This is a genomic window from Bacillus sp. SH5-2 (assembly GCF_008368905.1).
Lineage (GTDB): Bacteria > Bacillota > Bacilli > Bacillales > Bacillaceae_G > Bacillus_A > Bacillus_A luti.
Map to the genome: position 1 here is coordinate 1 of NZ_QOSD01000013.1, position 13624 is coordinate 13624.

The 13624-nt window shown below is 34.6% G+C and carries 12 protein-coding genes; 6 read left to right on the plus strand and 6 right to left on the minus strand.

All coding sequences use genetic code 11. The features are described from left to right. The coding region (locus DN410_RS10140; RefSeq protein WP_149176396.1) for an LPXTG cell wall anchor domain-containing protein at window positions 1-336 on the plus strand (336 nt) is incomplete at its 5' end. Window positions 337-463: 127 nt separating this feature from the next. Here DN410_RS10140 and DN410_RS10145 read toward each other — a convergent pair. Then, window positions 464-1069, minus strand: coding sequence for a DedA family protein (locus DN410_RS10145; protein WP_149176397.1), 606 nt, complete (start codon window positions 1067-1069; stop codon window positions 464-466). A gap of 121 nt (window positions 1070-1190) precedes the next feature. Continuing rightward, window positions 1191-1823: a GNAT family N-acetyltransferase gene (locus DN410_RS10150; protein ID WP_149176398.1), complete on the minus strand. Its 633-nt coding sequence runs from the start codon at window positions 1821-1823 to the stop codon at window positions 1191-1193. A 79-nt stretch (window positions 1824-1902) separates the two neighbouring features. On the opposite strand from DN410_RS10150, the gene DN410_RS10155 reads away from it, so the two are divergent. Further along, window positions 1903-2751 carry a MerR family transcriptional regulator gene (locus DN410_RS10155; protein WP_149176399.1) on the plus strand — a complete coding sequence of 283 codons (849 nt, stop codon included), beginning with the start codon at window positions 1903-1905 and terminating at the stop codon, window positions 2749-2751. Between the two features lie 194 nt (window positions 2752-2945). Here the strand turns inward: DN410_RS10155 and DN410_RS10160 are convergent, their stop codons facing one another. Next, complete coding sequence (locus DN410_RS10160) at window positions 2946-3410, minus strand: hypothetical protein (RefSeq protein ID WP_098759192.1); 465 nt, start codon at window positions 3408-3410, stop codon at window positions 2946-2948. Between the two features lie 187 nt (window positions 3411-3597). Between DN410_RS10160 and DN410_RS10165 the strand changes: the two genes are divergently transcribed. Together DN410_RS10165 and DN410_RS10170 are read left to right on the plus strand one after the other, a co-directional pair. After that, window positions 3598-5076 carry a SulP family inorganic anion transporter gene (locus DN410_RS10165; RefSeq protein ID WP_149176400.1) on the plus strand — a complete coding sequence of 493 codons (1479 nt, stop codon included), beginning with the start codon at window positions 3598-3600 and terminating at the stop codon, window positions 5074-5076. A gap of 218 nt (window positions 5077-5294) precedes the next feature. Further along, window positions 5295-5654 (plus strand): hypothetical protein, encoded by a 360-nt coding sequence (locus DN410_RS10170; RefSeq protein ID WP_071710786.1) that lies wholly within the window; start codon window positions 5295-5297, stop codon window positions 5652-5654. A gap of 88 nt (window positions 5655-5742) precedes the next feature. Here DN410_RS10170 and DN410_RS10175 read toward each other — a convergent pair whose 3' ends face one another. Together DN410_RS10175 and secA2 are read right to left on the minus strand one after the other, a co-directional pair. Further along, entirely contained in the window at window positions 5743-6627 is an 885-nt protein-coding gene (locus tag DN410_RS10175; RefSeq protein ID WP_149176401.1) for an accessory Sec system S-layer assembly protein, read from the minus strand. A gap of 13 nt (window positions 6628-6640) precedes the next feature. Then, window positions 6641-9004: an accessory Sec system translocase SecA2 gene (secA2, locus tag DN410_RS10180; protein WP_149176402.1), complete on the minus strand. Its 2364-nt coding sequence runs from the start codon at window positions 9002-9004 to the stop codon at window positions 6641-6643. A 251-nt stretch (window positions 9005-9255) separates the two neighbouring features. Between secA2 and DN410_RS10185 the strand changes: the two genes are divergently transcribed. Further along, window positions 9256-10776, plus strand: a complete 1521-nt coding sequence (locus DN410_RS10185) for a putative polysaccharide biosynthesis protein (RefSeq protein ID WP_149176403.1) — start codon at window positions 9256-9258, stop codon at window positions 10774-10776. Window positions 10777-10924: 148 nt separating this feature from the next. After that, window positions 10925-12013, plus strand: coding sequence for a polysaccharide pyruvyl transferase CsaB (gene csaB, locus DN410_RS10190; RefSeq protein WP_149176404.1), 1089 nt, complete (start codon window positions 10925-10927; stop codon window positions 12011-12013). A gap of 22 nt (window positions 12014-12035) precedes the next feature. Here csaB and DN410_RS10195 read toward each other — a convergent pair whose 3' ends face one another. Continuing rightward, entirely contained in the window at window positions 12036-13454 is a 1419-nt protein-coding gene (locus DN410_RS10195) for a glycosyltransferase family 39 protein (RefSeq protein WP_149176405.1), read from the minus strand. Between the last annotated feature and the right edge of the window lie 170 nt (window positions 13455-13624).

The window sequence follows — 13624 nt, forward strand, 5'->3', positions numbered from 1 at the left end:
GAGCTAGAGAAGCCAGAAGAGTTACAAGGAGAACGACTAGAAGAGCCAAAGGTAACAGAAGAGCTGAACGTACTTGAAAAACTAGAAGTAAAAGAGCAACCGGAAGTTTCAAACAAACCAGAGGCTCAAGGTAAAGTAGAAGTACAAAGCAAACAAGATGTGCAAGGTAAAGAAGACGCACAAAATAAATCTGAGGTACCATCTAGTAAGGAAAATAATAAGCAATCAAAATCACTTCCTCAAACAGGAGGAGCATCAACTGAATCTGCTTCTACTCTTGCAGGTATGTTTGCACTGATTATGGGAGCGATGTTATTTAGACGCCCCAAAAAATAATGAGTTTGAGAGTGTTAAGTTGTTGTGTTTTTTAGTTAGAGAATAAGATATATAGAAAAAGGTGGAGACGATTAGTCTCCACCTTTTTTATTTGTGTATGCAACTAAGCTGGGGCATACTTTTTGTTTTAATTTAAATTTTTGATAAACACATGCTTTATTTTTTTGCGAAATCGGGTGATTAACGTAATGATAATAATACCGAAGATGATTTTCCAAAGGTTTTGGCTAAGTACTGTGAATATAAAATCTAAGTTTTCCCCTAACCAGTAACCGCCAATTAAGAAGAATGATACCCAAAATAGGGCGCCTGAATAAATTGTCATCGCAAAGCGGCGAAATGGTAGGTTGATAATTCCTGCAAAGTAACCTGTAAAGTGGCGTACGCCTGGAATGAAAAAGGCGATAAAGATTAGAAAATATCCGTATTTATCGAACCACATTTTCGTTACATCAATTTTACGTTGTGTTAAGAATACATATTTTCCGTATTTTTGAATGAAAGGCATGCCTAGTTTATTTCCTAAAAAGTATTGGAATGTCATACCTACGCTAGTCCCAATAAAAGATAAAATAATTAAAATGGGTAAACTTAAATCACCTTGATTCGATAAAAATCCCGCATAGGCTAATGTTGGCTCCCCCGGAAATGGAAGGGCGATATATTCTAAAAGCAATCCGACGAGTACGACATAATACCCATATTGCTGAAATAATTCTTGAATCCATTCCATATTGTACGCTCCTTTCTTTTCATGTTGAATAGCTCAATCCAATCGTAATTGTGTGAATAACTATACTTCATATAGCTCTTTACTAATTAGTAAAGAGCTATATGAAGTGTGAAGGTTATGATTAGTTAAAATCATAGCGGTATAAAAATATGTTGAAATCATCTTCCTTTGGTCCAAAATGAATTGCTTTTTCTTGTACACGTTGGAAGTGTTGTTTGTCGTAAAATTGATAGTTACATTTATTATCTGTATATAAATATAAAGCTGTTACGTCTTCTTTTTTCATGTATTGGAATAGTTGATTGAGTAAAGATTTCCCAACTCCAAGTCCTCTACATTCCTCAGATACGATGAATAATTGTATACAGCCTTGGAATTGATCTTCTTTTCCTTGAATGAGTTCTTTATATGTTTTTTGAACTTTTATAAATGCTTTTAAAAGCTCTCTATTTTCTTTATTCGTCATGAATAGTTTTAGCGTGTTAAAGACAAAGCTAAAACTATTATGAAATCTTTTTAAACGTTTTTTGTCTTTTTCGGAATCGCCTAAAATGACACCGATAACTTTATTCTCTTTTTCAGCTACTTTGCTAAAGGAACTTCCTAAAATGCAACTGTGAAGGTAGAAATTTAATATTGAATTTAAAAAATTTTTATCGGTAATGAATTCATTAAATCCAAATGCTTCACCAATTAAATGTTTTATATGCTCATAGTCTTCCTTAACAAGACTTCTATATTTTACTGTGTTCATAATTGTATACTCCCTTTATTAATGTAAATGACTTATTATAAATAGTAAGGTCTCCTCTAAGGGGAGAGTCAATGGTTGTATGCGAAAAAATATAAGGGAAGAGATGCAAATGAAAAAGTTATTTTCTATTGGAGAAGTTGCAAAAATAAAAGATATAACGATAAAAGCTTTAAGATATTATCATAAGATGGGGATTCTTATTCCAAAGCATGTTGATGAATCAACGGGGTATAGATATTATTCTATAGATCAATTTATTCACATTGATATTATAAAAAGCTGTAGAGAGTTGAACACGAGCATAGTAGAGTTGCAAGAGATTTTTAAAGAAAGTAATACGGATAAATTGTTGCGATTTTTACAAGTGAAGAGAGCAGAAGCAGAAGAGCATATAAAGAAAATGAAAGAGGTAATGGACACGATTGATGGGTTACATGCGAAAGTAGGGAGTTCGCAGGAAATGTTAAAGCATGATGAAGTATCTGTCGAGTTTTTTGAACAACGTTATGTCATTGTAGCGCCTTGTAAAGAAGTCGGGAGTTTACAGGAGTTACTGTATTATTCAAATCTAGAGAAAATCGTTCAAGATTATGAAGAGAAAATGTCAATGGAGATGGGGATTCTCTACAATGTAAATGAAAAGTGGGATGTAGAACCGAAGTATGTTTTTAATAAGGTGAAAGATCATGTACATATGGAAGAGATGCAAAATATAAAAATATTGCCGGGCGGACAATATGTAACGTTAGCGTATAGTAAAGAGAATGAAGAGGAACGTAGAGATACTATGATTAAATATGTAAAAGAAAACAATATAGAAGTGGAGAGTTTTATTGAAGTGGAGTTAGTGAATGATTTTTTTAATACGGAGTCATATAGTTGCCAAATTCAAATTTTTATAGGGGATTGTGAGAAGAAGAAATATTGATGTTATAAATTTAGGGGTGGGACTGTTCCAAAAGTCTAAATTTGAAATGGAGCTATGTTCTTTTGGGTGAAATAGCAATATTGCATGAAATTATATCGAATTAACTATAAAATGCGACACTAATAGCCTGTCTATTAATAAGAAAGGGCCGTCCCCAAAAAAATGGGACGACCTCATTAGTAGCAAGGAACGTATTATTTACGTGAAAATCCTTCTTCATCAAGGTATTCCGCAGCTTCTGGATAAGAGTTGAATGTACCGTCTAAGTTTACGCCAGCGTACACGTTCCACATGTCATCTTCTGATATAAGAGTCAGGATATGACCATCTTCGTTATGCCATTCTTCTTCTTTCGCAGGTTCTGCAGGTACTACTACTTCTTCTTGTGAAAGTAATTCAATTGATTGTTCGATTACTGAGCGTAATTCATCTGCTGAGAACTCGCGGATGTTAACCATGCCTTTATCGTCCGTTTTGTAACCTTTAATGCCACTTGCATATACAAATCCGTTTCCATTGGGGTGTAAGTGATATACAACGTTCTTTTTATCTAAACGACTTTCTTCAAAGTGAAAGTTTACACGTTTTAATGATACGTTCTTTCTTTCTAGTTCTGGGAAAGATTCAATAATTGATAATTTTTCTTCAAAAGTTAGCATAGTGCCTCCAAGTATATAGTAAAAGATTTAATTCGTTCATTATAGCATAGTTGCAATTGTTTCCAAAGGTAAGGGGGGAACTTTTCATTGAATACGTTTACGTCACGATACTGTAAAAAGTGGACTAACGAATGTATCTTTTTAGGTGTACAATGGAAAATGGACTTTATATGAAGGTGGTTATTATATGTTTCAAAAAATAGCAAAGGAATGTTTAGCAGGATTTACTGTTGCGATCGTTGCGTTGCCACTTGCTATTGCATTTGGTATTGCTGCGACAGGAACGTCTGAGGGAGCGCTTGTTGGATTGTATGGTGCGATTTTTGCAGGTTTATTCGCAGCGTTATTTGGCGGGACACCTGGACAAGTAACGGGGCCAACTGGACCGATTACGGTTATTGCGACAGGAGTTATTGCGACGCACGGGTTAGAGGCGAGTTTTATAGCATTTATGATGGCGGGACTGTTTCAAATTTTATTCGGTGTATGTAAGCTTGGATCTTACGTGCGGTACATTCCGTATCCTGTCGTTTCAGGATTTATGAACGGAATCGCATTAATTATTATTTTAGGTGAAATGAAGCATGTGCAAAATAGTTTTCTACTTGTTGTGTTAACGATTATTGTAATGATTGTTTCTGGCAAATGGATTAAGGCGATTCCGTCTAGTTTAGTAGCACTAGTCGGTGTGACAGCTTTGCTTCCTTTATTTTCTTCTCTACTCGAAGGACTTACAATAAAGTTACCGATTATCGGAAATCTTTCATTAAATAAAGTAATTGAAAAGATTGGAACCATTCCAGAAGCGATGCCTACGCTTCATATTCCATCTTTAAGCGGAACAGGAATAGCAACACTTATTTTACCAGCGCTTAGTATTGCTTTATTAGGATCGATTGACTCGTTGTTAACATCGGTCGTAATGGATAATGTGACAGGTACACGTCATAAAAGTAATAAAGAGCTCGTTGGACAAGGTATCGGTAATATGATGAGTGGATTGTTTGGTGGATTAGCGGGTGCAGGTGCGACGGTTCGGTCGATCGTTAATATAAGAAGTGGCGGTAAAACGGCGCTTTCAGCATGTATGCATAGCGTTATATTATTTATTTTCATTATGGGACTTGGTTCGGTCGTACAATACATTCCGCTTGCTGTATTATCAGGTATTTTAATTTTAACTGGTATTGGAATGTTCGATTGGGAAAGTATGAAAAAGATGCATGTAGCGCCAAAAGGTGATGTTATTGTTATGCTCGTAACGATGATCGTTACAGTGAAGTTTGATTTAATGATCGCTGTTGCATTTGGTATTATTCTTTCTTTCATTATATATATGGTGAAATGTAAAGAACGTAAAACTTCTATTGTAAATGAGGGGGACGTGACGTATAAAATTAAAGGACCGCTTTCTTTCTTATCGGTGGATCGAGTTTTTTATACTTTACAAGATGTGAAATCTCCAGTTATTTTACGTATGAAAGGTGTACATTATATAGATGTATCAGGAGTTATGGCATTATTAAATTTCATTGAGCAATCTCGTAAAGTGGGGATGAGTGTGACACTTGAACAGGTGCATCCACATGTTGAAAAAACAATTGTGGCGATGGCGAATGATGAGCAAAAGGAACAATTGCAATTTTTGAAAGCTGAAACAATATAGAGAGAAGGACCCTCACATGATAGAGTGTGAGGGTTTCTGATTATTCGTATATGTATGTATTGAATTCGAATATCTAGATGTTACACGTCTGTTGACAATTATTAAACTTAGCAGTATAGTAACACTTTAGATTGGCAGTATAGTATTATAATAAGTGTAAGAATTTTAAGATTTCTTTTCACTGAAAAGAAATCGCTTTAAGCTGGAGGGAATATTTGATGTACAAACAGTTACCACACGGAGTAAAAGTCGGAATTACACGTTCAATTGTTGCTTCTTTTGAGCAGTATATGAAGGAAATTGAATGGAATGAAGAAAAGTTTGATATGCAACAATTTGTTGAACAGTGGAAACAGTATTTATACACAAAATCAACTTGGATTAATAAAGTAGACGATGAGTTGAAAGGACATCCAGATTTCCATCAAGCGTTAGCAGTGAAAGTGAATGAAAAAATTAACGAGCTTATTAATGAAGAGCCGACTGAAGAGCAATTAAAAATATTAAAAGATAACAAAATAAACAATATAGATGATTTTTGTAAGTTAGAAGCAGCGTATCATATTGAGTGTTTGTAGTAGAATTACATAAATGGATTTACATAGAAAAACACGTCGTATTCATAAAAGAGTACGACGTGTTTTTGATTCATTCGTTAGCGCATCATTACGATTGTTGCGGGATAAACGCTTTCCATTTAGATAAATCAATAGTTTCCTTTGAAACTGAAGCAGCAGGGAATGTAAAGGTCCAAGGTTTAGTTGAATTGGCCTTGATTCGAAAATCTTTTAATGTAAATGTTTCTTCAGCAACGACGGCGCCAGAACAATCTGCGATATGCAATGGAAGTTGTTCAAGTGTTATATTTTGATTATAGCCATTACGAATTAAAATAGTTGCATTTAAATCTCCATTTTCTTCTACAGCTGCGTTTAGCCCTAGCAAGTTAATCTCACCTTCTGCAGGTGGGGTAAGGTTAGCGACAATTTCTTGCAATTTCATGATTGCACTTTCAGATAGTCTTTCTTGCCATATAGGATCTAAATCTAATGAATGTTCGCCTTTTAATTCAAATACGAGTTGCCAGTTTTCTGTAGAGAGTGTTGCTTCGGTTATTGAATTTTCTTCAAAGACGAAAGTCCAAGGCATATTTACATTTGATGGAATCTCTTCTAAGAGTGACAAATCAAATGCTTGACGTGCACATGTTTCGCCATCGTTATTTAATAAAGATAGAGTAAAAGTTTCAAATTGAATTGGATGTTTTACGCTGCTACGAATAAATGTAGTAATGTAATACGCATTTTCATGCTTTTTACTTTCAATTCCAGCTAGCGAAATTTGATTTTCCTGTAAGGTAGGTAAAGATTTATGTAAAAATTGATAAATGTATTTTTGCTCTTGTGAAACCTCATTCCAAGAAGGATGAAAGTATAAGTTCGGTTTCACGTTTTTTGTATTGTTGATGTCGCTTTCGACTCCTAATAATTGGGAACTCGAAATTACAGAGTCTTTACCTTTTTTTCTTGCCTTCTTTAAAAATGATAGCATGTAATTCACCTCGTTATATGTTTTGTGGAACGTTTATATATCGTGCTAAATATAAAGCAACCTCTTTTTCAAAATGGCTGAATGTTTGTAAAAAGATTTCAAAACCTTCTTTTTGATAAAGACGCGCTGGATCCTCTTGTTGGTATTGTCTTAAGCCAATACCTTCTTTTAAATGCTGCATTGCACTTAAATGGTTTGTCCAACCAGAATCAAGGAAGTGCAAGCTAACTTGACGTAATACTTGTTGTGCATCTGTATTTTTTTCTAAATCTTGCACACGCTCTATATAACTTGTAAGAGTATCTTTTAGTAGCTCTTGTAAGTCCTCATCGGAATGGACGTTATTAGCAGATAATGCTGGAATTTCTTCGGTAGATAAAACTTCTTTTAAAGCTTCTACTAGTCTAGTGAAATCCCATTCTTCAGGAAGCATACCTTCTAATAAATGTTCTTTAGCAATAGTAGATATTGTATTTTTAATCATTGGAATGACAATCTCTATCATATCTACTTCTTCATTTAAAAGGTTATTACGAAGTTTGTAGACTACATTTCGTTGATCGTTAATGACATCATCTAACTTCAAGTTATATTCACGCATTGAAAAATGACTACCCTCACAAATTAATTGTGTACGGTTGACTAAATCATAAATTTTAGTGTTTTGAATTAAACCGTTCTCATCAACTTTAAGTGATTTTGTATACTTTTCTACTTCTTCACCTGCGTAGCGTTGCATCATTTCATCTTCTAATGAAAGGAAGAATTGAGAACTTCCAGGGTCACCTTGTCGGCCAGCTCGTCCTTTTAACTGATTATCAACGCGGCGAGATTCATGTCTTTCTGTTCCGATTACATGTAAGCCACCAAGTTCGTGGACACCTTTTTCTAATAAAATATCCGTTCCTCGTCCTGCCATATTTGTTGCAATTGTGATTTGCCCTTTTTTCCCTGCTAAAGCAATTAAATCAGCTTCTTGCTCAGCGCTTTTTGCATTTAATAGTTGATAAGGTAGTTTCGCTTCATCTAAATAACGTGCAACTGTTTCAGATTGAAGGATGGACATCGTACCAATTAAAATAGGGCGTTTTTTCTTATGTATGTTTAGTACTTCTGCACAGACAGCGTTATATTTAGCATCAGCTGTTACATATACGACGTCTTGTTTATCTTCACGAATGATAGGGCGATTTGTTGGAATTGAAATAACTTCCATATTATATACACGGTTAAATTCTTTCTCTTCTGTTTTTGCTGTACCAGTCATACCAGATAATGACGGATACATGCGGAAGAAGTTTTGAATTGTAATAGATGCTTGCGTCTGATTCTCATCTGTAACCGGTAAGCCTTCTTTCGCTTCAAGCGCCTGATGTAATCCATCGCTTAACGAGCGGCCATCCATAATACGTCCTGTAAAAATATCAACGAGCATGATTTTTTCATCCTCGACAATATAGTCTACATCACGTTGGAAAGCGACATTTGCACGTAATGCTTGAATCATATAATGATATAAAGTTTGATGCTCTAAATCATATAAGTTATCAATATCAAATAAATCTTCAATTTTTGTAATGCCATCTTCTGTAAAATTACATGCTTTTGTTTCCGCATCGTAAGTGTAATGCAAAGTGTCTTGGAATGTGTTCATTACCTTCGCGCATAAATGATGAAAATCGGAACTGCTCGCTTTTTTCCCCGCGATGATAAGTGGGGTTTTAGCCTCATCAATTAAAACGCTGTCAATCTCATCAATAATTGCAAAGTGATATGGGCGCTGCACTTGGTGTGATTTAGACGCTGCCATATTATCGCGAAGATAATCGAAACCAAACTCAGTACCAATTCCGTATGTAATATCAGCTTCATAAGCGCGTTTTTTATCGATAGATTCCATTTGCGCCATATTTAATCCAACTGTTAATCCAAGGAATTCATGAACTTGTCCAATTAATTCTTTATCACGCTTTGCTAAGTAATCATTTACTGTAATAACGTGAACTCCTTTTTTCTCAAGAGCACGTACGTATGTAGGTAAAGAAGAAACAAGTGTTTTTCCTTCTCCTGTAGGCATTTCAGCGATGTTTCCTTCTAGTAATACAAGGCCACCGATTAACTGTACATCGTAGTGACGAAGACCAAGCACTCGTTTTGCAGCTTCTCGAACGACAGCAAATGCTTCTACTTTTATATCATCAACTGTTTTTCCGTTTTGTAACATGTTTTGAAAAACAATTGTTTTTTGGCGTAATTCATCATCTGATAATGTTTCCATCACAGATTCTAATTGATTAATGTCATTCACAATTTGTTCATAATTTTTAATCTTTCTTTTTTGTGAATCTCCCAATAATTTCTTGACCGAATTCAGCATTCTTGTAACACTCCTCTGACTGACAATAGATACATTATAGCATAGTTATACTAGAAAAAAGTAGAAATGGAAAGTGGTAGGGGATTGAGTGAAATCGTTTTTTTGAGTAAGAATACTTTCGTTTTGTTGTAAAAAAGAAAGTATTCAATATATAAGAAATTTGGTATGATAATTTAATGAGATAAAATACGGTCTCTATAATTTGTAATAATATGCTTGAGAATATATGTAAAAAAGAAAAGAGAAGGAACATGAATAAGAAGTTTGTAAAAGGTGCGGCAATTTTAACAATCACAACTTTTCTGTCGAAATTGCTTGGTAGTTTTTTTCAAATTCCGTTACAAAATATTGCAGGAGATGAAGTACTTGGCATATTCCGTCTCGTGTTTCCTGTATATATGATTGCTCTTACATTGTCAGTAGCGGGTGTTCCGCTAGCAATTTCAAAATTGATTGCAGAGTTAAACGGGAAAAATAAGAAAAAAGAAATTGCGAAATTATTTAAATCTGCATCGATTATAGGAATGGCTTTCGGTGCATTTGGATGTTTGGTGATTGTATTATTTTCTACTGAAATTGCAAGTATGCTTGGTGGACAAGAAACGAGGGTGCCATTACTCGTTACGTCATCGGCGTTACTCGTTGCACCATATATGGCAGTTTATCGTGGTTATTTCCAAGGGTTTGGTGATATGAAACCGACGGGGATATCACAAGTCATTGAGCAATTTGTACGAGTATTCTTTATGTTAATCATCGCTTATATATTAGTATATTGGAATAAAAGTAGTGCTGTCATTACTAGTGGGGCAATGGTTGGATCTTTTCTCGGGGTAATAAGTTCCCTTATATACTTACGTATGACGTACAATAAAAGTTCGTACCGATATAAGGAAAGCTTATATGCACTGCGAAATTTGAAAGAAGACGGAAAGAAAATATTGCAAGTATCTATTCCAATTGCTATTGGAGCTTTATCCATGCCGCTTTTAAATTTAGTAGATTCGCTTACAGTGCCACATGTACTGCAAGGGTCATCTGCAGAAATTCAAGCGCAATTTGGTATATATAGCCGAGGTTCTGCATTTACACAATTAATCGTTGTTTTCGCAAGTGCAATTGTATTTCCGTTAATACCATTATTAACATCTGCGCTAACGAAAAGAGATATGAATTTAGCCAAAACGACAGTTCAAAATACGAACTCACTTATGCATGTGCTAACAGCCCCGTTAACGATATGGCTAATGGCATTAACAGTTCCATTAAATGTGGGATTGTTTACAGATGCGAAAGGAAGTAGTATGTTAGCTGTTATGATTGGTAGTTCGTATTTCACATCAGTTATGGTATTATCAATAGGAGTTTTGCAAGGGATTAACCGCTCTGTACAAGCGGCGTGGATTGTTATCGGCGCAAGTTTTGTGAAAGGTTTATTAAACATAGTATTAACGAGAAAGTTCGGTATAGATGGAGCTGCGTATAGTACACTGATTATTTATGTGTTAATCTGCATCGTAAATCATCTATACATTCGAAAATATCTTTCCTATTCCATTCGCATAGGAAGATTTTTTACTGTAATAGGAGTATCTTGTATTTTAGGATTAGGACTATATGAATTAACTACAGTGATAGACGTTACATCTTCAAGAATGATTGCGCTAGTATATAGTGGTGTAGCATTTGTTATTGCAACAATTTTGTACGGGGTATGTGCTTTGAAGTTAAACTGGATATCAACAAAACAAATACCATTTTTGAAAAAATAGATAAAGAAAGTTACGGAATTTGAGAATTGGAATTCGGACGGGCTTATTGTGATGATACTTTTTAACGTATCGTGTTTTTTAGGTAAGGAGTTGGTACCAGTTAGGATAGATGAAACAATTGGTTACCAAATGTTGGAGGAGATTAAGAGTGCGGTTAGTTTTATCAGGATATTATGGTTTTTATAACGTTGGAGACGAAGCTATTCTACAATCGATTATTGAATCGTTACATAAAGAGAATCCGAATATTGAACTCGTTGTGCTGTCAAATGACCCTGACTATACAAGGAAAATGTACGGAGTAGAAGCGGTAAATCGTTGGAGTATAAAATCGGTTTATAAAGCAATAAAAAATAGTGACGGGCTTATTAGTGGTGGAGGGAGTCTCCTCCAAGATAAAACAAGTGTGAAAAGCATTTTATACTATACGGGTATAATGGGGTTTGCCCGTATGCTAAAAAAACCGTATTACATTTATTCGCAAGGAATAGGACCGATTACAAAAAGACATAATCGACTATTAGTAAAATGGCATTTGTCAAAAGCTGCATATATATCAGTTCGAGATGAGGATTCATTTTTATATTTAAAAGAACTTGGAATGAAAAGTGATATTGAGCTTGTTCCAGATCCGGTTTTAACATGGAAACGAAAAAAACAATCGGATTGGCTACAAAAACATGATTTGCACGGGAAAATTATTGCAGTTAGTGTGCGTCACTGGAATGCAAAAGAAGATTACATAAAAAAGTTAGCGATCGCTTTAAAAAAATTGAAGCAAGAAGGATACCAAATTTTATTCGTCCCGATGCATGGGCCATTTGATCAAAATGCTTCGCGTGATGTAGTGGACTTAATGGGAGAGGAAACGTATATGCTTCCATATAAAATGGATATTGATGAGAAAATATCTATTTTATCAGAGTGTTCACTTTTAATTGGTATGCGTCTTCACGCTCTTATTTTTTCGGCTGTCGCGAAAACACCAATGGTCGGAATTTCATACGATCCAAAAATTGATTCATTTTTAAGACAAGTGAATCAACCTGTTATAGGAAGTGTGGATGGAGACTGGAGTGCTGAAGATTTATATAAAATTGCGAAAAAGCAAGTGATGCAGCATGAAGATATACAGCAATCCCTGCAAAGAAGAGTAGATGAGCTTCAACTGCAAGGTGAACAAGCAGCCAAGAAAATTATTTATCATATAGAAAAAAACACTCTACAGAAAAAGTAGAGTGTTTTTTTAATGTACCTCTTTACGCTCGGAATCTTTTTTTCATATATTGCGTAATGAGATAGACGCCGTAACCTTGCATAATCATAAACGTCGGTATTATAAAGTAGCGATAACGCGATTGTACCTCAATGAATATATGGACTCCTGCGTAACCTAAAATTAATAGAGAGAAGAATAGTAACGTTTTATTTTTTTGTTCTTTTATCGTTTTGATGGAAGCGATGCAAGCGAATAGGCAGATGCTTACGTAACATAATTTTTCTAACGTCCATAGTAATCGTGATAATTCAGGTTTTATATACCCTTCTAGCCCCCAATAAATGGATGCGTCATAATCTCCCCACATAACTTTAAATTTATTCTTGAATAACAATAATAGCTGTCCTTTATCGGCAATTCTTTCTGTAATGAGTTGTTTTTCAATTTCAAAACGTTCCTCGCCAATCGGATATTGAAAAACAAGTTTATGGTCAGGGAAAGAAAATCCACCTGTTGTCTCAGGATTTAATCCGACTACAAATTTCCAGTAAGGGTCTCGGCTAGATAATGGATATTGTGTAACCCCTGTGGTAATTAATGTATAGCTAAAGATAAAGTGCACGATATAATACACGCCAAGCATACCAATTAACTTTGAAACGACCATTTTTTTATTAATTTTTTGATCACCTATTACGTGAGTGATCAGTAAGAAAAGAATGAGCGCTAGTAAAATAACAATACCAATTGGTCTCATAATATCGCCAAATGCAATAAGAATACTAACAAATATCCATGCATACGAATGCGAGATTCCTTTTTTTACGAGAAGATAAAAACCAGCGTAGAATAAAAATGTTGCGAGGTGCTGATTTGTTAAAACAGAAGTCATCATAATGTTAGGGATGTATGTTGCGAAAATAAGTGCTGCAACTCTACCGCTAAATTCGTTAAATAAATGCGAAGCTATGCGATATATAAAGTACGTAATGCCAGTACAGTACAGTACGTTTAGTAATTTAATCGCCAATACACTTTCTCCAAATAATTTCAAAACACCAGCTTGATACATCGTAAAGCCTAGCTGATATACCCAAGTAGTAAAGTATGTTTCGTTTGCGAATGAGAAATTGTTATTTGCCGCATCAACTGCTCCGTTATACATTTGTGCGAAATCCTGTACGATATTTGTATGGATTGTTAATACCCATGCAAGGCGCAGTACGAATGCTAGTAAACAAAGAAATATGATAAATTGTGTTTGAGTAAAGAATCGGTTCACGATGATAGAAATGAATACAATACCGATTAGAACAATCATGAGTGCAACTATAAGTAAAAAGGTGTTGTACTTCGGTTCAGTTATTAAATATTGCAATGAGAAAATAAGAGTCATTGCAAAAAATAATACCGTTAATATTTGCAGTGATTTAAATGCAAATGTATATAGTCTAGGCATAGTTATCCTCCGTAGTATGTAATATCTTTGTAGTTATTTCTATATAAACAGAAATAACTACGCCATTATATCATAAAGGATTTCACGGTTGGAAAGGAATGAGGTAGGAAAGAGAAATATTAGAATTATATATTATTCTTATATAATAAAAATATGTATTTTCAAAAGGC